The sequence below is a fragment of the Mesobacillus subterraneus genome, from assembly GCF_003937825.1.
Classification (GTDB): domain Bacteria; phylum Bacillota; class Bacilli; order Bacillales; family Cytobacillaceae; genus Mesobacillus; species Mesobacillus subterraneus.
In genome coordinates, this window is record NZ_RSFW01000013.1 from 174,750 (window position 1) to 193,608 (window position 18,859).

The following is an 18,859-nucleotide window of genomic DNA, read 5'->3' on the forward strand; positions in this document are numbered from 1 at the left end:
CTTGAAAAATTTATTCTTTTTCCACTAGATCCAAAATATGAGTCCAGGTCGATTTTTCAAATATATCTTTCGCTTTGCCGTTGCCCATGATGGCGTAACCGAACATGGCGCCGAGCACGATGCTTGCTGCTAAAAGGATGATGACAATGATAATCCGAAGCCAGATCGGAATAAGGCGAACCCGGATTCTTTTCTTTTTTTCGCGTGTTTTCTTCTTTTCCTTCTTCACTTCTTCACGCGTTGCTGCTTCTGAATTATTCTTGTTTAAAGCCATTTTGTTCTTCCCCTCTTAACGGATTCCGTTTACAAGCCCGAGCATCTGGTCAGCCAGCGTAATCGATTTTGCATGGAATTGATAACTGCGCTGCACATTGATTAAATCTGTCATTTCTTTGCTCATATCTACATTTGACTGCTCAAGGACTCCTTGCTGAATGGAAACCTGATTCCTTAATTGGCCGGTCAGGCTTGTCAGGATGTCGGCTTCTTGAACGCCAAGCTCATCCAGATTATCTGGCAATCCGAGTAAATTGCCGCCTTTTTGCTCCAAAAATTGCGGCTTCTCTACCAATACTACACCAAGATTGAATTCTTGGCTTGCCCCATTGTACATTTCTGCTGTAAAACGACCAGTCTCATCGATTTTAAAATTTTTCACATTCCCTGAAATCGTGATTGGCTGATTGTTTTCATCCAGAATCGCATGGCCGTCGCTGTTGACCAGCATCGTTTCATTTTCAGACAATGGCGTCAGGTAAAAAGCACCGTTCCGTGTCAGGCGCATCGCCGATGAGCCATCTTCATTCTGGACCATCACACGGTAAAATTGGCCTTCTGTCGTAAAAGCCGTATCAAGTGAGCGATCGGTTGTTTTCAGGCTGCCCTGTGATAGCACCAACTGCACCTGTCCGAGCCGCGCACCATTTCCCTGGCGGATATGAAAAGGTGTCATCCTGTTCTGCGGCTCAAGGGCATTATTCGGCTGGTTACGGTATTGCTGGACAAGCAGGTCGGTAAAAGAAGCTTCCCGGCGCTTGTACCCAGCCGTGTCGACATTCGCCAGGTTGTGGCCGATCATGTCCATCTGCTTTTGCAGCTGGGATAATGTATTTGTGGCGGTAATCATTGTTCTGTTCATATTTTATACCTCAATGTTATAAAATCCAAGAGTCTACAGCCTTCCGATTTCATTTGCCGCTTTCTCCATGCTCTTATCATACGCCTGAAGGATTTTCTGGTTGGCTTCAAAGGCACGGTACGCCGTCATCATATCGGTCATCGTTTTGCTTACATCCACGTTCGATTGCTCAAGGAATCCCTGCTGGGTCCTGAACTGCACGCCAGCTGCGCCAAAAGCGGTCGGCAGCGGTGCACCATCTTCCGTCCGGAACAGGCCATCGCCTTCTTTTACCATCCGGAGCGGATTGTTCGAATAAGCTACACCCAGTGTTGCTGTCTCGCCATTTTCACCCGTCAGGACGCCGCCTTCGTTTATTGTAAAGCGGTCGCTGGAAAGCTGGATCTGCTGTCCGGCAGAATTCAGCACATAATGGCCGCTGCCAGTCGTCAGGTAGCCCTGCGCATCAATCGTGAAATTCCCGTTCCTCGTATAACGAACTGTTCCATCTGTATTGCGGACCGTAAAAAAGACAGAACCGTTTTCAGGCATATTAACATCCAGTAAAGCCACATCCGTCTTCCTGCCCGTTTCGCGCAAGTCGCCCTGAATGAACTTCGGGATCGCTTCCTGCATATATACACCAGTATTGATGGTGCCGATTTCCTTATTGAAAGGAAGATTCAATCCATTTTCCGTTGGGACCTGCTGCTTGTCAAACCGCTGCAGAAGCATTTCCGGGAACGCCCTCATCGCGGACTGATCTGCTTTATAGCCTGGTGTATTGGCGTTCGACATATTGTTCGTCAGCATTTCCGTCCTCCGCTGCTGGGCAAGCATACCGGAAGCCACCGTGTAAAATCCTTTAAACATTCTTCCACCTCTATTTGAAAAATCCCTTTGGAATTTTTTCACTACTTTCTATTATAAGAAATATATCGGCAGGAAACATTAAAAATTTGCAGGAAAATGTAGGATTTTGGGTTTTATTCCAAAAAAATTGGGTAAAAAGTAAAAAAATCTGGAATCATGTGATTCCAGATTTACATTTTATTAAACGATTCTGCGGCGTCCAGCAATCTTATCGATGTTATCGAGCATGATTCCTGTTCCAATCGCCACGCAATCCATTGGGTTGTCGGCAATCAGTACAGGTACCTTCAATTCTTCCATCATCAGCTGGTCGATGCCGTGCAGCAACGCGCCGCCGCCTGTCAGGATGACACCGCGGTCGATGATGTCAGCTGATAATTCAGGTGGAGTTTTTTCAAGGACTGTTTTCGCAGCTTGAACGATGACTGCCACAGATTCCCTTAATGCCTTTTCGATTTCTTCGGAACGAACCGTAATCGTTCTTGGAAGACCGGAAACCATATCGCGGCCGCGGATTTCCATTTCTTCACTGCGGCTGCCTGGGAAGACAGTAGCAATTTGAATTTTAATGTTTTCAGCTGTGCGTTCACCGATCAACAGCTTGTATTCACGTTTGATATAATTCAGAATTTCAGCGTCAAATTTGTCGCCGGCCATTTTGATCGACTGTGACGTAACGATGTCGCCCATGGAAAGCACAGCAACGTCTGTCGTACCGCCACCGATGTCAACGACCATGTTCCCGCTTGGCTGGAAGATGTCCATGCCAGCGCCGATCGCCGCAACCTTTGGCTCTTCTTCAAGATAAACCTTCTTGCCGCCGCTCTTTTCCGCGGCTTCCTTGATCGCTTTTTGCTCAACGCTCGTGATGTTCGTTGGACAGCAGATCAGGATTCTTGGCTTGGATAAGAAGCCTTTAACGTTCAATTTATTGATAAAATGTTTTAGCATGGATTCAGTGACGTCAAAGTCAGCGATGACTCCATCCTTCAACGGGCGGATCGCGACGATATTGCCAGGTGTACGCCCAACCATTTTACGCGCTTCTTCCCCAACAGCTAAAACCCTGTTTGTGTTCTTGTCAATTGCTACCACAGACGGCTCATTCAATACAATTCCTCGGCCTTTTACATGAATCAACACATTGGCAGTACCAAGGTCAATCCCAATATCCCTAGCAAACATTCTACTTTTATCCTCCTTGACAAATAGCTGGCTGCGGCTGATCAAGCCTCGTTTTCTCAAGTTTCGTAATGTCTTATCTATGTACAATAGATCGCGATGTCCGAGAATACACAGACGCTGCCGCAATCTGCGAACCTTTCTTCTACCCTAATTGTTTATTTTATCACATTTGTCATAAATAAGTAACCAACAGACAATAAATTTGCCATGTTTTGCAGAAATTTGTCATATTCGCAAACAACTTTTTGTAAAATGGTAAAAATAGAGGCAAATATAGAACGGAGGAATAACATGGGTGTCTTAGCAGCAGCAGTAGTTGTCATCTTATTTATCTTTTACATCATCATCAAAAACCTCCGCGAATCCTCACGCAGAGGCGACGCACCAGACATCAGCAACCCATCCTCAGCACCCGACAGCATCGGAGATAAAGGCGACGATGCCGATGACGGAGATTGAAACAGAGGGACGGTTCTTGTGTTTTCTGAAACACAAGAACCGTCCCTCTGTTTTGATTATATTCCTCTTGCCTTCCAGGATAATGTTCTTTCTAATTCATCTACTTTAGAAGCTGTATGGTTTAGATAGTTGATTATATTCTTCAGTTCGTGGTCATATCCTACTCTGAAGTCGAGCATGGCGATGGAGATTTTATCATCGAGCTGGGCTAATTTTCTAAGTGAGTTGAGTCCGCTGTCGACACGGTCAATCCTTTGCTGGAGGCTGGAGAGCCTGGCAGCCACAGACCTTAGATGACCAGTGTTCACCTCAATCACCCCACTGTCTCCTCCACTGACAGATTTCCACCAACTTTTGAGGGCATCCGCTGTTCTGGATAAAAAACCACTCACCTGCTCTTTTACCATATTTTTAAATTCATTAATGCTAATAGCAAGCTTTACACCTTCTACTACCATTCTCGCAAAAAGTACATCCATTGTTTCTGTGACTTTTTCATATACCTTCTTACTGAATTGTTCCACAGCCATAAAGGCATAATCGCGCATCGTCATTGCTGCTGTAACTAGCAGTATGATTGCTGCAGCAGTCACGACCGTTTTAATCGTAACCATTCCAACCGTTAAAGCGGCTACCGGTGAAATAGCTGTTAATACAAGCGCACCCTTCATTAAGCCGTCCAGGTTCGCCCGACCGTTTATAAAGGCGAAGGTTGTATCGACGAACCCACCCAGCATTGAGTTAGGGAGCATTTGCAAACCTTGAGTAAGGTTTGCTACAAAGTGATTAGTGGGGTTTTTCAACTGGTACTCTTTTCTGATCAAGTTCCCGTCTTCATCTGCAGACATATGGCGAAGTGAATGACTGTCCGTAAGCTTTAATAAAGGGTCTAGGAGTCTCGTCTTCCAGTCAGATGTTTTCATATTGGTTTCAATAATTATAGGATCTGTAGGATTGAACATAATCGAGCTTACGAGGTCGTCTTCGTTTTGAAATTCGTAGATCCTCCCGCTCATCTCCGCAATTCTTTGATCGTTGGCATTTATGAATTCTCTATTGAATCCTGGAGCATTAAAAGTGCGCACTGTCCAAATTTTATCCCTGATGTCATCATTGGCTAAGAGGGATCCGGCTAGTGAGATGTTGCCTCCCAATGAATGACCTGTAACTGATAAAGAGCTATATTTGTCTCCTACTTTATTAAGGTATTGGATAGCTTCTGCTTGTTGGACTGTCTCGGCCTTATACAGTGTTGTTCCATTATTATCCCAGTCCGTGTTTAAATGCCGTGGATCATCCATCGCTTCACTACCTCGAAAAGCAATGACTGCTTCTCCCTGTTTAGGAACGAAGGTATAGGCCACAAAACCAGTAGAATTATTATTATTGGTATAGTTGTCAATTTTCCAGTCATTATATTTAGAAGTAGATTGTGTCAAACTAAGAACTGTTTCTTGATACTGCTTATAATCTTCTTCACTTCTAAAACGTTCTTTAACAGAGCCAGTATCTGTTTCTAACCTTTGTGAATGATAAGTTGCTAGCTGGCCAATAGTCAGCTTTCCATCAAGATAATCCCTTTCAAGCTGAGAATTTTTAGGGATATCCAGGTATGCCAGGTCTGCAAGAATCTTATGATCATTTTCAGTGATTGTTGAAGACATAATTCTCACCTATCTTTATCAATTTCGCTGCAGATTCGTCTTAATTTCTTCTAGCGATTGATCTTTTTTATACTCTGTAATAAAAACATATGAATCATTGAAGCTTCTTTCGTCACTGGAAAAATACTCAATAACTGATCCAAGTTCACTTCCAGCCTCAGCCTTTGCATATTCTGTTTTCATATTATTAAAAGTATCCGGTTTTACATAGTAAGCGGAAACTCCTCCGTATTTTACTCCCTCTTTTAAAAGTTCATCTGCCATCTGATCAATTAATTGCGCCTGTTTATCAATATCCACCGCTGTATCGGACTTTACAAAAACATCTAACATTACATCCATGTCGGGATTCAACTTAATATAATCTTCTATATTCAAAGTTTTATCATTTAAACTATTGTCTGGGAACAACAATCCTCTTGATGTAAAATGACTCTTAACCCAGACTTCTTTTCCAAATAAGGAGTTAGCCATTTCATTTGCAACTTCATCCATTTTTTCAGCCATAACCACATTCATGTATTTATCCCAAACCTCATTCAAATCCTTCGTGATCTCCACGTCAAACTCTTTCTCTGGCGCCGACTTTGGCGAAACAATAGCCTTCAGTGTATTGGTAGTCACGGTCCCATAGCCGCCGCCTATTTTTTTAACTGTGAACTCTTCGCCGTACTTCTCTTTTAGTGATTGCTCGATTTTTTCTACTGCGGCTTTGTCCTGATCTCCGCATGCTGATGCAAGAATCATTGAGAAAATACCCATAACTATAAGCACCACCTTCTGCATTTTTCTCATCTTCCCACTCCTAGACTATTAAACTTGGTATAGCTTGTGTTTTATCCTTTGGTATTTTCCGGAGAGTTGATGCAGCTTGGCTGAGCAGTTCTCTGCACCAATGCCTTTACATTTCCGCAAATCATCGGCTGCGAGTTGTAATTCCCTGGAGATCCTGTTCAACTCTGCGATGAGTTCATTCCTTTGTGCGGAAAAACTTTGTTTCATGTCATTCACATCCTTGCTATTAGGATAACCTTTATAAAGGAGAATCCAAAGAGCGAGTTTAATGCTCTTTGGATTCGTTTCCTATTATTCTTCCTCTACCTTTGTTCTTTTTCTGCGGACTAGGTATGTTGTGGCTGCGCCTATTAGTCCTAGGAGGCCGGCGATGGTTCCGCCGAGTAATGGTTTATTTTCGTAGAACTTTACCAGTGCTCCTTTTTCGACGATTTCGAATAGGATGACGGTTGTTTTTTCATTGCCTGCTTCGTCATACGCTGTTACTTCAATTTCGTATGGTTGAATTTTAGCTAATGTTGTTTTGATGACTTTATAGCCGTTTTCTTCGATCACATCGCCATCGAACATTTCTCCGTTGATCATAACGGATTTTAGTGTGTCCTTCGGGTTATCCAGACGGATGGAGATGTCAACTGGATCGTAGTATTTGCCCTTATTTTTCACACCTTCATAAACGACCTTAGGAGCTGTTTTGTCAATGATGAACTCGACGCTCAACTGTTGGATGTTGCCTGCTTTGTCCTTGACTTCGAAGAACATGACATGCTTGCCTTCTTCCTTGATCGGCTCCCCGGCTTCATACGGCTTGCCGTTAAGCAACATCGCGATGATGTCGTAGGAGCTCATGTCCTCAATCAAAAGCTGTGGCAGCAGGTCGGTGTTGAAGTACTTATTGGAAATCGGCTCTTTAAACTTAATAACCGGCGATGTTTTATCAATCGTAAACACAATTGTGCGTGATGAAACATTGTTCGCCAGGTCTGTTACGACCGCTTTTAAAATGTAATCCTGTTCGTATTCAAGCTTTGTTCCGTTCACAAACGGCTTGCCATTAAGCGTGACTGACGACTTGCTCTGGTCAAGATGGATATCAGAATACGTTACCTGCGGTGCGATATCTTTGTTGAAAAATCCATCAAGAACTCCTGTGATATTCAGCATCGGCTTTGTCGTATCAAGCGTGAAGCTGATTTCCAGGGTTGACTCATTTCCTGCCTTGTCGCGAGCGAGGACCTTGTAAATGTATTTCATTTCCCTTGCTGCCACAGGAATGTTTTTGCCGAGGTTTGCGCCATTGTTCAGAGTAGCGGAAATAATCATATCCTCCGCTTCATCCAGTGCAAACTCTGGTGTGAATACTTCATTGATGTATTCACCATTTTTGATAACCCGGTTTTGGCCTTTGAATTTCGGTGTGATGACAGGTTTCGTCTTGTCGATCGTGAATTTCATTGTCTTGCTGAAGCTGTTGCCAGCCTTGTCAGTCGCATCAACGACGATGTTATATTCCCCTTCAGCACTGAAGTTGTGGCGGAATGAAGCAAGATCACCATTCACTGAGAAACCGCCGGCGTTATAAGACGCGCCATTCCTGGTCACGTTGATCTTATTGATATCCAGGTTGATATCCTTGATTGTGACGTTAACTGGTTTATCAACATTGTAATAGGCATTATTCTCCACACCCGTGATGTCGATGGCTGGCTTCACCGTATCCACAGTGAATGTCATTCTCTTCGAAATCGGGCCATTCCCAGCTTTGTCCTGGGCTTGTGCCATGATTGTGTATAAGCCATCACGGTTAAAATTGTAGCCCAGCTTTGACAGCTTGCTGGTGTTTTTCCAGGTGCCGATGCTGAATGGGGCACCGTCCTTCGTTGCAGAAATGCTGACATTATTAGTGTCGTAATTCAGCTCGTCAACCGAGATGGTTACGTTTTTACCTTCAGGATTGAAGGAGTTGTTCTCGACCCCATCAATGTTTACGACTGGATTGGTCTTGTCGATGATGAACGAGAGTTGTTCATGTTTCTTTGTATTGCCTGCTTTATCTGTTGATTTCAGGTTGATTACGTACTGACCTTCCTCAAAGAAAGTATAGCTGTTTACAGCCACTGTTTTTGAATCCGCAAGCAGCTTCAATTGGCCAACATTAAACGGCTTGCCATTTTTCTCAACCTTCAGCTCTGTGTTTGAAAGATTGATATTTCGGTCTTCAACCTTCATTTTGACGAGCATGTTTTTTCTATAGTTGAGACCATCTTCAATTTCTGTCACAAGGTCTACTTTTGGCTCTGTCTTATCAATCGTGAACTTGAGCGTTTTCGCCTCAGCGGGGTTGCCGGCTGCATCTTCTGATTTGACGATGATCTCATAGTCGCCATCCGCTTCAAACTTATGCTTAATCATCGTTTCTTGATCAACGTTTTCCCACTTAACCGGGTATTTTACTTTATCCCCATCCACTTTGAATTGAATTTCCACTTTATTATTTTCAAAGTTGCGTTCGTTAACCTGGATTTTGATCTCCCGGTCTTTGTTATTGTAGGAATTATGTTCAGCGCCGGTAATTTTAATTTTCGGCTGAGTATCGTCAACAGTGAATGTCTTTTTCATGGTTGACTGGTTCCCTGCTTTATCTGTTGCAACTACGGTAAATTCATAGTCTCCGTCGCCTTTGAATGGATAGCTATTTGTAGTTTTCTCACCTTTATCAGTCCAGGCAAGATCTTTTCTCTCTCCGCCATTCACCTTGTAATAGACGTCTACTTTCATGAATTCATGGTTGTGCTCATCAATCTCGACGTTGATTGAGTTTCCGCCTTTTACAAAGTCCCCTTCTTTTATGCCGGTAAAAGCAAGCTCAGGATTGGTTTTATCAATCGTGAAGTTGATTGGCTTGATGGCATAGCTATTCCCCTTTTTGTCATAGCCTTCGAATTCTAGCTTGTAGTCTCCTTCATCTTCAAAGGAAAGTACCTGATAGGCTGTCTTCAGTCTGCCTTTATCTTCTTTTGACCATTTGTCATATTCAATAATTGTTCCGTCTTCTTTCGTGACTTTTAAAAGCGACTTGCGCAGATCAAGGGTCAGGTCCTCGATGATGAAGGTCGCATCCTTCAACCCTGGATAATGGCCATTTTGGGAAAGATTTTTCACCGTCAACTTAGGCTCATCCTGGTCGATCGTGAAAAAGATTGGCAAAGCATTCACAGGACTATTTGTTGCTTTGTCCTGGATGTCAAAACGGATTTCATAGTTTCCGTCCACATCGTAGCTATACTTATAAAGTGCGCCTTCGATGTCGCCGTCTTTAATCTTCTCGATGACCGGTTTAGCCTCTAGGTCCTGACCATCACGCAAGACAGTGATTTTAGTGTTGTCAAAATCAAAGTTCTTGTCAGTCACCTTGATGGTGAACTCCTGTTTTCCACCATACTCTTCACTTTCATTCAGGTCCTGAATCTCCAGCACTGGAGGTGTTTGGTCAATGGTAAAAGTGAATGGACCTTTAGAGCTCGAGTTGTTGAATAAATCATTTGCTGTTGCTTCAACACTGTATTGGCCATCATCTTTAAAAATATGCTTAGTATGAGCTGTGAATAAAAATTGAGTGAATGGATTGTGTTCAACCTTTACTCCATCCTTTTTTATCGTTAAAGACTTATCAATCAGGGTTAAATCCGTGACGTAGAAATCTATTTGCGTATCCTTGTTGAAATACTTGCCCTCGAGCTGTTCATTCTCAAGACTTCCCGTCTTCATGGAGATGACCGGGCCTGATTCTTTATCGACCTTAAACTTAGTAGTCTCGGTCACTTCATTGCCAGCTTTGTCGATAGCATTTGCCTGAATCGTATATTCCCCTTCTTCAGACGCTGTGAATGTTGTTTTTCCATTTCTAGACCTTGTTGAGACGTCCTTTTCTTCCTCATTAGGATACTGCAAAGTCACCGTTACATTGGAGGATTGTATGTTATCCTCATCCAATTCAATCTCTACTTCCATGTTCTCATTCTTTTGCAAGCTATAGGCCTTATCATTCTCGACGTTATAAGTGAATTTCGGCTTTGTGTTGTCGACTACAAAAGAATATGAGACAGGGTCATGAAGCTTTCCGTTTTTATGGTGGTCCTTTACTGTTACGAAGACCTGATAACTTCCGTCTGGGTCAACCGTGCCGTCTTTTGTTAAATCATATTGATATGTTTCCGTAGTCCTTTTTTTCGTCTCCATTAGGCCTTCGAAAAACTGCTTACCATCTTTTTCAATGACAAGCGTTGCCTCCCCAATCAGAATCTCACTATCCACTTTGACGCCAATTCGCTGTGCAATTGCATAATCCTTGATGGCTTTTCCTCCATCAGTCATGTTCAACACAGATACTTTTGGTTCATTCCCTGGCTTTGATACTGTCAAATGGAAGGTTTCGGATACTTCGTTTCCTGCTTTGTCCGTTGCTGCAATAGTAACTTCATAATTGCCGTTTTCTTTAAAAAGCAGGTCCTTCGTATACTTTCCATTTTCAGCAGCATCTGCAGTGAATACTTCTGCCGCTTCATCATTCTTTTTCTTGTAAATCTTTATAGAGTTCGGTGCGAGGTTAGCTTCATTTACTTCTGCCGTTAACGTAACATCTTTTGTGTAAAAATTATCATTAACGAGGCCATCAGGACCTTTTAACTCTGCTGTTGGTTTTGTAATGTCACGATGTACGGTAAATGAAGTTGCCGATGCAGGGTTCTGCCATTTTTCCAGTTGCTTTACGTCAACATCGATTTTCACAGCTCCATCAGCACTCAGCGGGAAAGCAACATTGTACACTCCTGTAAAAGCTTCACCTGTTCCTTGCGGAGATACTGCTATTTCCCCTACAGGATTTCCTTCTAGTTCTGCCGTTACAGTAAGAGGGTTATCCTCAGCGGGATTAATAACAGTCTCTTCCTTGATTCTCCCATAATCATCTTCTAAATCGACAACAAAGGAAATGTTCTCTTTGTTAGTCCATATCTCACCTGGCTGGGATTTCATCTCCCACCGTTGGTCTTCAAAAGAAATATACCTTTTTGGATCAGTCTGCTCCGATAGAACTTTCCCATTTAAAATTAAAACTGAAGAGATTAGCACCAGCAAAATCGGAAGAACGACTGGCCACTTTTTGCGGACTTTTTTCTTTTTCCTTGGTTCAAGCATCTCTAAATTCTCCTTTTAGATTATGGTATTTGAGTGGACAATCATGATATCCACTTGTTTCTGGAATCGCGGTTCCTCTTCTGTCAGCAAAGTTGTTTCGTCCATGTCGTCCAATAGTGTCGTTTCATCCGCGTCTGCTGTCAGGACGGTTGTCTCATTCCAGTCTGATAGAATCGTAGTTTCAGTTGGTGCGTCAGCTAGCAGAGTGGTGCCGCTTAATTGTCGTGCGGCTGAGGCTGCTGCCTGGCGAAGACTCTCAGCCGTTTGGCCGCCATCATTGAGAAGCGCTGTCGGATCGAGTTCTCCCTCGTTAAGGAAGGCTGTCTGTTTAAAGCTTTCCTGGCTGAGGAGCGCGGTTGGAGCCACGGAATCATGGTTCAACAGTGCAGTCGAAGCGACCGGACCACTCGCCATTTTTTCAGTAGGCTCCACATATTCGCCAACCGCCACTTCCTTCTCGACGTTTTTACGGACATGGATTTCCTTCGTAATCGGCTTAGTGACTGTATCCTCAGCCTTGCTCCTCTTCCTCGCCTTCCTGCCAGCACCAGGAAAATTCCGGCCAGTCAGATCAGTAAGAACCTGAGCAATATTAAGCCTCACATAAGCAAGGATCGCCAGCGTAATGCAAATCAACGCACCCGCCAGCCCCCCATAAAACATAATCTGGTATGCCAATCTATTCACAGCCTTCCTTTAAAACACGAGGACGGTTCTTGTGTTTTCGCTTTTTCGCACGGGAGTAACGTCTCTCTGCTTCACTCCAGTTTTCCAAAATCAGGATAACTGTCCCCCTGTTTTCCTCTGTTTTTCCAAAATCAGGAGAACCGTCCCCCTGTTTCAGGGCCCTTGTGGTCAGAGTATATTCAGGTTTTCCATGCGTCGGGTGAGTTTTTTGTATGCTTCGTCTTCTTTGGCGCCTGGGAGGGTGCCTGCTTTTTCGTAGATTTTTTTGGCTTCGGTGTAGTTTCGTTTGCCTTCTTCTTTGTTATGTTCGATGTCGAGGAGCAGGTTGCCTAGTTTTACGTGGGCATTGATGCTCTCGGGATACTTAGCCAGCGTTCTTTTGAAGTGCTCTGCGGAACGGGAGAATTCGCCCATTTCCTGGTAGATGACGCCGATTTTGACGTTGACGTCTTCCTGGTCGGCGACGTTCAGGTCAAGCAGGTTGTTATAGTGCTCGATTGCCTGTTCGAAATCTTCGCGGGCGCTCGCCTTGTCCTCGGAGTTTACTCCGCGGCTGTAAAATGCCTGCGCCAGCTTCTGTTCGAATTCCATTTCGTACTTAAATTGCAGCTGCTCATCTTCGAGTTTGGCCAGAAGCTCCTTCGCTTTCTGGACAATCTCGATCGCCTGGGTGTTCGAATCTGGGATTTGGCTTTTATAAGAAATGTAGATATTCGCAAGAGAATTATAGTTATCGATTTTTTTGCTGTCGTTCGCCAGACCGTCATTGTACTGGTGGAACTGCTGAAGGTCGCTGGCAAACTGCGTATAGTCAATGTTCAGGCTGCTCATAGTGGTGGAAAGCGCCTTGTAGTACTGCGCGTCCGGCCGTTCTTTTTCATCAACCTGCTGGAAGTATTTCAGTGCATTGTTGTAGTCCCTTTTTACATCGAAATAGGTCATACCCATTTTGAAAAGGACATCGTTACTCTTGTGGACTCCGCCGTATTTGTCCTGTATGTATGATTCCAGCTTGGCGAGCCCCTCATCTGTCTGGTTTCGATTAATATATAAATCAAGCAAATTGATGTAGGCCTCCGGGCTCTCTTTGTCAACGCGGGTGGCACTTTCGAGAAGCTTGATCGCCTCGGTCTGCTCACCATCCATCAGCGCAATGCTCGCCTGATTCACAAGATTCATATAATCCTGGAATTGCTCGTTCTTCATGCCTTTATAGCCAAGTGCAGATGTCGTGGAGAACGCCAGGAACAGCACCGCCGGTACCACGAACATCGCCAGCTTTTTGATGAGCATGTTCTTGTAGCCCTTCGTCAGCCTGTTGATGTTCTCCAGGTCATAGCTGAGCTCCTCGCAGTTCTGATAGCGGTTTGCCGGCTCGGACTGCGTGCATTTTTTTAGAATATGTTCCAGACCTTCCGGGAGCGATGAGTCCCACTCGCGGATCGGCCGGATTTCAAACGGCGGTTCGCTCAGACTTTTCCCGGTGACAAGATGGTACAGCGTGATGCCCAAACTATAAATATCCGTTTTCGCATCCGTCTGCCGGCCGGAAATCTGCTCCGGAGCGGCGTACCCTTTCGTCCCCAGGTTCGTCGTATCGGATAGATTCTCGGTTTTAAATTCACGTGCGATTCCGAAGTCAATCAGCTTGATTTTACCCTCCGGTGTGAGCATGACGTTGTCCGGCTTCATGTCGCGGTAGATGATCGGGTACGGCTTGCGGGTGTGCAGGTATCCGAGCACATCGCTCAGCTGCTTCGCCCACTCGATGGCCTCTGCAGCCGGAATTTTTCCTTCGCGCTTGAGACGTTCCTTGAGCGACTCGCCTTCGATATAATCCATCACCACGTAGATATCGCCCTCGGACTCGATGATGTCATAAATTTTCGGCAGCGAGCCGTGGTCTAGCTTCTTCAGCATGTTCGCCTCGACGACCAGGCTGTTGATCAACAGCTCATTGTTGCTGTTGCTGCGCTTGCGGATATCCTTAACCACAAGCGACTTGTTCAGCCGGTTGTCCATCGCCAGGTAGACAACACTCATCCCGCCGCGCCCAATCTCCTTCAATATTTCATATCGATCATCAATAATCGTGCCAATCTGTATCAAGGCCATTCCTCCCAAACACGGGGACGGTTCTTCTGTTTTAAATCCGGTCTTGTTAAAACACGAGAACCGTCCCTGTGTTTCATATTACTTTTGCCAGCAGGACTGAGATGTTGTCTGTTTCCTGGCGGTTTTTTGCGAGTTCGACGAGTTGTTCTAGTTTGTTTTTCATGGTTGTTTCTTCTGTAAAATGGAGCGGGTTGAGGTGTGTGTGCATTTCTTGGTCGGTGATTTCATGGTAAAAGCCGTCTGTGCAGAGCATGTACATGGTTCCTTGTTGCACTTCGCCTTTGGTGATGACGACTTTGATGTCTTTTGTTGCACCGACGCATTGGAGCAATACATTGCGGCGCGGGTCGATTCTTGCCTGTTCGGCGGTGATATTGCCGCGCTGCAGCTCGCGTTCGACGAGTGTCTGGTCTTCGGTCAATTTTACAAACTGGTCATGGATGCTGTATGCCCGGCTGTCGCCGATCTGTAGAATGAAATACTGTTTGTACAGGATGAGCAATGCCGTGATGGTCGTGCCGAGCTTTATTTTTGAAGATTCCCCGTATTGAAGGATCTTTGTGTTCAGTTCCCGGACACGGTCCTCAAGCTTTGAGGGAATCTCTTTTTCAAAATTGGCCAATTCCAGCAGCTCCGGAAGTTCATTGTCGAACCAGTCTGACATCCCCCTGATTACCGTCGCGCTTGCCAGCTCCCCGTGCGAAAGGCCGCCCATGCCATCACAGATGATGAACAGGCCGACTTCCCCCTCAGGTGTCTTCGCCGACTTCAACAGCAGTCCGTCCTGGTTCGTTTTCTTCTTGATTCCAATGTCCGTATGGTATGCCACTTGAAATGCCATCTCTGGTACCCCCAATTATTCTACGTCTTTAATAGAGCCTAAAAATGTACTCCTCGTTTGCTAGTTTGATCCTGTCCTCGTGCTTGATTTTGACTCTTTCCTTCGGAGACACCTTGACGCCGTTGACGAAACTGCCATTAGTCGAATGATTGTCCTCGAAGAAATACTCTCCGTTCGTGGAGATTACATGCGCGTGTACACGCCCTATTACTTTATTTTCTGAAGCAAAATCCGCCCGCATCGGATCGCGACCAATTTTGAAAAAGTCCTTAGCAATCGTGATCTTTTCACTTTTAGCGACTGCCATCAGGAATGGTTTCCTTGTGGAGTGCCCAAGGGTTGTCGTGCCCTCATCTTCGTCCGCATCGGGAACGACTCCAAGCACCGTCGTGCCCTCGTGCTCTGGTTCCTGTTGAGCCAGTGCCGGCTGGATATTGATCGATGTGCCACCGCCCAATTTTGATGCCTCTTTTAGCAAAGCGTGATTCTCGCCAAGCTCCGCCCGGGTGATCCGCTTGTAATTGACCTCTTCCTCGATCTCAAGCTTGCGGCCCGTTTTGACATCCTTCTTCTGGCTCGTGTATTCGGAGGTGAGGACACCGTTATCCACACTCGTTTTCACTGAATGAACCTCGCTGCCCGGGCTGTAAAAATTCGGGTTGATCGCCGGGATTTCGAGTTCTGATGATTCCAGTTCACTCTCTGCCGCAGCAGCTGCCTCGTGCTTCATCGGAACTTTATAAGGCTTGCGCGTGATCGTTTCCTCCCCGGCCAGTTCATTCAATTTTTCGAGGAGATTTTCTGGTGTGACGTCCTCTTTTTCGACCAAAAAATTATGGAGTTTGATGAAAAATAACGCATCATCGGTTTCATCAAAAGGAGCCGCAAGCATCAGTTCACGGAGGAACTCTCTAAGTGATACCTTTTCAAAAATATTATTTTTTACAGGGAGGTAGATAAAAACTAATCTGTTTGAAAAATTATCAATAAAGATGTCGCGCTGGCTGAACACGAAATTTTCGAGATCCAGGCCGATTTCCTGCGCATCTGCCAGTGTTTCCGCAATGTTCAGGAAGCTATTGTACAGCTGCTCCTTCGTCGCTGGCGTGGAATTCAGCATCTCCAGCGTATGGTCGGAAATCATGTCATAGCGAAGAAAGCAATTGTCGCCCTCTAAAATCGCTGCACACGGCAGGATCCCCGCGATGCGGCTCGTACGCAGCAGCTCCACCTGGCCGCCATCGATGTCCATCTTGCTGCCAGCATGATAATAAAGGAATTTCGAGATTCCGTAGCTTTCCAATTTAAATTCCACCTGTTTGATCATTGCGCTTCGACTCCAATTTTGAATTTATGTATGGTGTTGGTTCACCGAACCTCTTTTTTGGGGGACAAAATGACTTTTTTTGCCGTGGAAGAACTTTTATCTCCAGTTGAGAAGATTTTATCTCCAGTTAGAGAACTTTTATCTCCAGTTGAGAAGATTTTATCTCCAGTTGGAGCCCCTTTATCTCCAGTTGAAGAACTTTCATTTCCAGATGAGACCGTTTTACCCCTGGCTGAATCCACTTCATTCACACAATCGCATCGAGCCCCAACCAGGTATTTTCTTCTTTTTTTACAGAAGGGCAAACTGCACGCGCGGCTTGCCCCTTACCCTTGTAAAAAGTGATTACTTGAAAGAGCTTGCGTTATTGTTGATTGTAGTTTCTGCGGTGTTGTAGTTTGTGACAGTGTTATCCAAGAATTTGGCGTAGCTGTCGACGACCTGGCGATATTCTTCAAATCGTGGTGCCAGTGAATTGAAGTTGCCGCGGATTGTGTTGGAAGCGTCAGAGTTCCATGCCGACGAAAGTGCGTTCATGTCCTTCTTGATTTCTTCTAATCTAGTGGATAATTGCTGGTTCAGGTTGCGGATTTGGCCCGCGGTTTTGCTAACCTCGCCAAGCGAGATTTTGATTCCATCTCCTGCCAATGTATTTCACCTCCTGCGTTATGTTAAGGATTAGTTGCTCAATCTCTTAGCCTGGTTAATGACTTCGCTTTGCGTATCGCGGTATGTCTTCGCGCTCATTTTCAGGAACTCAGAGTATTGTCGCATCAACTGAGTCATCTTCTGGAAGTCATCCATGAAGCCTTTGATTTGTGCAGTGTAAGCCTGGTTATCAGCACCCTGCCAAGCTGCAGCCATGCCTTCGACTTCGCTGAAAAGAGCCTTGTAGGTTCTTTCGTAGTCAGCTGCCTGCTGGTCAATTTTGTTTGCAGTTGTCTCAAGCTTCGCTGGTTCAACTGTGATTGATCTCGCCATGTTTTTCACCTCCCTTCAAGTCATTTTAATAGAGTTATATTCTTCGTAACTTGTAGCTTACATAGCGGTATTTTTCCGCTGAGCGGCGCAGGCCTGAAGCTGCTTTTACCGAACCGATTCCTTTGAACTCATGGGTGAGACCATTCGAGATATCCTCTAGCTCCCGGGCGATGGCATTGGCTTCTGCCGCAATTCTGTTAATCTTGCTTCTCACTTTCGGGTCCATGTTTTACCCCCTGATTGAACCGGCTTTTCCGGCGAGATACGTTTCGTTCCTCTGTAAAAGCTCCGCCGTCCGGTTCAGATAATTGATGCTTTCCGGGATCCGTACATCGAACGAGGAGGCGATATCCGCCGCGAGGACCTCATCAAGCCCCAAAACACCCGCTTCCCAGTACAGGTCATCAATCATGTCGTTCATTTGAGCGACACGCTTCTGCACGGCACGGAGCCTGTTGGCGTAATAGAAAAGCCTCGGGATGTTCACTTTAATGTAGGGCTCGACTGGGAAATTGTTGCCGTTCATTGAATTAATAAACTTAGTAACACTTATAGCTGTTTTAACTGCAACGCCAACCAGGAAGGATTTTACCTTTGATTCAATGTCTTTTGATAACTGCTGTATTTTCCCAATCAGTTTCCCAGTTTGATTTGCTATATATTTCGCATCCTCGATTCTTCCCTTCACATTCTCAACCAGGATACTCATGATAGCATTTGAAACTACGTATTGAGTTTTGTATGCTAAGGCTGGCCCTGATTGTGAAGTGCCATAAATCAAGTCTGAGACTTCTTTATTGGCATAATATCTGGCAAAGGAGCCTCCTCCATGCCAATTTTCGAACTCTCCGAATTCATTGAAACCAGCACTAGTTAATTCATGAGGATATATTGGATTCTTAATGCTAAAAGGCTCTATAGTTTCGACAGTCTTTTTCACGTAAGGTGCATATCCAAGCTGCGATACAACATCATTTTCATAGACTATAAAATCATGCCTATTACTCATCAATTCTTTCTTTTGCTCATCTGTCAAGTCCCACCAATAAATAGGGGCACCATTTACAACATAAGCTTTGGTGTTGTCATCTAGATTATTTACAAATACCGTCTGAGTTATATTCCCGCCTTTTGAATGCCCCATTAACAATCTTTCACCTTGTACAGCAGCTAAATGCTTTTCGTAAAAAGCATTCGCTTCTTTATGTTGGTTAATCGAAATGCCCATTGCTGCTTCAATATTGGATATCCAGTCAGACAGAAAGTGATCTGGACGGTATATTGGTTCACTTCCTCTAAAGACAGCCGTACCATTCCCTTGATTATCTTCAAAGGCATACCCTACAAAACCAGAATTTGATTTCAGGCCAAACAAATTGGATAAACTCGGATTATTGTTTTCATAACCAGTTAATTTAAGACTTGATAAATTATTATTCGGATTGCCTAAGTAACTTTTAATTTCCTCAACAGTCTCATTCTTATCATTGCCTGCAGTCATTTCAATTTGACTAATAATTCTCTTTAATTCCGGTGGATTCTTTGGATCAATAGTAAAATCTTTAGGTAAATCCAAGTATGACAAGCGCAATAGTAAATTCTTTTCATAATCAGTTAAT

At 44.5% G+C, this 18,859-nt stretch carries 18 protein-coding genes; 1 reads left to right on the plus strand and 17 read right to left on the minus strand.

The window, feature by feature from the left end:
* Window positions 1-10: 10 nt before the first annotated feature.
* From EJA10_RS11080 to mreB, 4 genes are all read right to left on the minus strand, one after another.
* Complete coding sequence (locus EJA10_RS11080) at window positions 11-274, minus strand: DNA-directed RNA polymerase subunit beta (RefSeq protein WP_125480070.1); 264 nt, start codon at window positions 272-274, stop codon at window positions 11-13.
* Window positions 275-289: 15 nt separating this feature from the next.
* Entirely contained in the window at window positions 290-1,138 is an 849-nt protein-coding gene (locus EJA10_RS11085) for a flagellar hook-basal body protein (protein ID WP_125480071.1), read from the minus strand.
* 33 nt (window positions 1,139-1,171) lie between these two features.
* Window positions 1,172-1,990 (minus strand): flagellar hook-basal body protein, encoded by an 819-nt coding sequence (locus EJA10_RS11090; RefSeq protein ID WP_125480072.1) that lies wholly within the window; start codon window positions 1,988-1,990, stop codon window positions 1,172-1,174.
* A 180-nt stretch (window positions 1,991-2,170) separates the two neighbouring features.
* The gene (gene mreB, locus EJA10_RS11095; RefSeq protein ID WP_125480073.1) at window positions 2,171-3,175 is read right to left on the minus strand and encodes a rod shape-determining protein; all 1,005 of its coding nucleotides are present in this window, start codon (window positions 3,173-3,175) and stop codon (window positions 2,171-2,173) included.
* A gap of 291 nt (window positions 3,176-3,466) precedes the next feature.
* Between mreB and EJA10_RS23350 the strand changes: the two genes are divergently transcribed.
* Window positions 3,467-3,634, plus strand: a complete 168-nt coding sequence (locus EJA10_RS23350; protein ID WP_170169117.1) for a hypothetical protein — start codon at window positions 3,467-3,469, stop codon at window positions 3,632-3,634.
* A 56-nt stretch (window positions 3,635-3,690) separates the two neighbouring features.
* On the opposite strand, the gene EJA10_RS11100 is transcribed toward EJA10_RS23350, so the two are convergent.
* The 13 genes from EJA10_RS11100 to EJA10_RS11160 all read right to left on the minus strand — a co-directional run bounded on the left by EJA10_RS11100 (window position 3,691) and on the right by EJA10_RS11160 (window position 18,831).
* Window positions 3,691-5,298: an Mbeg1-like protein gene (locus EJA10_RS11100; RefSeq protein ID WP_125480074.1), complete on the minus strand. Its 1,608-nt coding sequence runs from the start codon at window positions 5,296-5,298 to the stop codon at window positions 3,691-3,693.
* 18 nt (window positions 5,299-5,316) lie between these two features.
* Window positions 5,317-6,093 (minus strand): hypothetical protein, encoded by a 777-nt coding sequence (locus EJA10_RS11105; RefSeq protein ID WP_125480075.1) that lies wholly within the window; start codon window positions 6,091-6,093, stop codon window positions 5,317-5,319.
* 18 nt (window positions 6,094-6,111) lie between these two features.
* Complete coding sequence (locus tag EJA10_RS11110; RefSeq protein ID WP_125480076.1) at window positions 6,112-6,300, minus strand: hypothetical protein; 189 nt, start codon at window positions 6,298-6,300, stop codon at window positions 6,112-6,114.
* An 84-nt stretch (window positions 6,301-6,384) separates the two neighbouring features.
* Window positions 6,385-11,289 (minus strand): Ig-like domain-containing protein, encoded by a 4,905-nt coding sequence (locus EJA10_RS11115; protein WP_125480077.1) that lies wholly within the window; start codon window positions 11,287-11,289, stop codon window positions 6,385-6,387.
* A gap of 15 nt (window positions 11,290-11,304) precedes the next feature.
* Window positions 11,305-11,967: a hypothetical protein gene (locus EJA10_RS11120; RefSeq protein WP_125480078.1), complete on the minus strand. Its 663-nt coding sequence runs from the start codon at window positions 11,965-11,967 to the stop codon at window positions 11,305-11,307.
* 177 nt (window positions 11,968-12,144) lie between these two features.
* A complete protein-coding gene (locus tag EJA10_RS11125; RefSeq protein WP_342773908.1) occupies window positions 12,145-14,091 on the minus strand; it encodes a protein kinase domain-containing protein in 1,947 nt (648 codons plus the stop codon).
* Between the two features lie 73 nt (window positions 14,092-14,164).
* Entirely contained in the window at window positions 14,165-14,932 is a 768-nt protein-coding gene (locus EJA10_RS11130; RefSeq protein ID WP_125480080.1) for a PP2C family protein-serine/threonine phosphatase, read from the minus strand.
* Window positions 14,933-14,960: 28 nt separating this feature from the next.
* Window positions 14,961-16,259, minus strand: coding sequence for an FHA domain-containing protein (locus EJA10_RS11135; RefSeq protein WP_125480081.1), 1,299 nt, complete (start codon window positions 16,257-16,259; stop codon window positions 14,961-14,963).
* 41 nt (window positions 16,260-16,300) lie between these two features.
* Window positions 16,301-16,510 carry a hypothetical protein gene (locus EJA10_RS11140; RefSeq protein ID WP_125480082.1) on the minus strand — a complete coding sequence of 70 codons (210 nt, stop codon included), beginning with the start codon at window positions 16,508-16,510 and terminating at the stop codon, window positions 16,301-16,303.
* Between the two features lie 94 nt (window positions 16,511-16,604).
* Window positions 16,605-16,907 carry a pore-forming ESAT-6 family protein gene (locus EJA10_RS11145; RefSeq protein ID WP_125480083.1) on the minus strand — a complete coding sequence of 101 codons (303 nt, stop codon included), beginning with the start codon at window positions 16,905-16,907 and terminating at the stop codon, window positions 16,605-16,607.
* Between the two features lie 30 nt (window positions 16,908-16,937).
* The gene (locus EJA10_RS11150; protein WP_125480084.1) at window positions 16,938-17,240 is read right to left on the minus strand and encodes a WXG100 family type VII secretion target; all 303 of its coding nucleotides are present in this window, start codon (window positions 17,238-17,240) and stop codon (window positions 16,938-16,940) included.
* Between the two features lie 34 nt (window positions 17,241-17,274).
* Window positions 17,275-17,466 carry a hypothetical protein gene (locus EJA10_RS11155; RefSeq protein WP_125480085.1) on the minus strand — a complete coding sequence of 64 codons (192 nt, stop codon included), beginning with the start codon at window positions 17,464-17,466 and terminating at the stop codon, window positions 17,275-17,277.
* 3 nt (window positions 17,467-17,469) lie between these two features.
* Window positions 17,470-18,831 carry a DUF6792 domain-containing protein gene (locus EJA10_RS11160; RefSeq protein WP_125480086.1) on the minus strand — a complete coding sequence of 454 codons (1,362 nt, stop codon included), beginning with the start codon at window positions 18,829-18,831 and terminating at the stop codon, window positions 17,470-17,472.
* Window positions 18,832-18,859: the final 28 nt, after the last annotated feature.

Excerpts from the sequence above, each read along its gene's own strand:
- mreB (WP_125480073.1), bottom strand. The coding sequence starts at position 3,175 with ATGTTTGCTAGGGATATTGGGATTGACCTTGGTACTGCCAATGTGTTG.
- EJA10_RS11080 (WP_125480070.1), bottom strand. The coding sequence starts at position 274 with ATGGCTTTAAACAAGAATAATTCAGAAGCAGCAACGCGTGAAGAAGTG.
- EJA10_RS11130 (WP_125480080.1), bottom strand. The coding sequence starts at position 14,932 with ATGGCATTTCAAGTGGCATACCATACGGACATTGGAATCAAGAAGAAA.
- EJA10_RS11115 (WP_125480077.1), bottom strand. The coding sequence starts at position 11,289 with ATGCTTGAACCAAGGAAAAAGAAAAAAGTCCGCAAAAAGTGGCCAGTC.
- EJA10_RS11150 (WP_125480084.1), bottom strand. The coding sequence starts at position 17,240 with ATGGCGAGATCAATCACAGTTGAACCAGCGAAGCTTGAGACAACTGCA.
- EJA10_RS23350 (WP_170169117.1), top strand. The coding sequence starts at position 3,467 with ATGGGTGTCTTAGCAGCAGCAGTAGTTGTCATCTTATTTATCTTTTAC.
- EJA10_RS11155 (WP_125480085.1), bottom strand. The coding sequence starts at position 17,466 with ATGGACCCGAAAGTGAGAAGCAAGATTAACAGAATTGCGGCAGAAGCC.
- EJA10_RS11125 (WP_342773908.1), bottom strand. The coding sequence starts at position 14,091 with ATGGCCTTGATACAGATTGGCACGATTATTGATGATCGATATGAAATA.
- EJA10_RS11085 (WP_125480071.1), bottom strand. The coding sequence starts at position 1,138 with ATGAACAGAACAATGATTACCGCCACAAATACATTATCCCAGCTGCAA.
- EJA10_RS11105 (WP_125480075.1), bottom strand. The coding sequence starts at position 6,093 with ATGAGAAAAATGCAGAAGGTGGTGCTTATAGTTATGGGTATTTTCTCA.
- EJA10_RS11100 (WP_125480074.1), bottom strand. The coding sequence starts at position 5,298 with ATGTCTTCAACAATCACTGAAAATGATCATAAGATTCTTGCAGACCTG.
- EJA10_RS11090 (WP_125480072.1), bottom strand. The coding sequence starts at position 1,990 with ATGTTTAAAGGATTTTACACGGTGGCTTCCGGTATGCTTGCCCAGCAG.
- EJA10_RS11135 (WP_125480081.1), bottom strand. The coding sequence starts at position 16,259 with ATGATCAAACAGGTGGAATTTAAATTGGAAAGCTACGGAATCTCGAAA.
- EJA10_RS11110 (WP_125480076.1), bottom strand. The coding sequence starts at position 6,300 with ATGAAACAAAGTTTTTCCGCACAAAGGAATGAACTCATCGCAGAGTTG.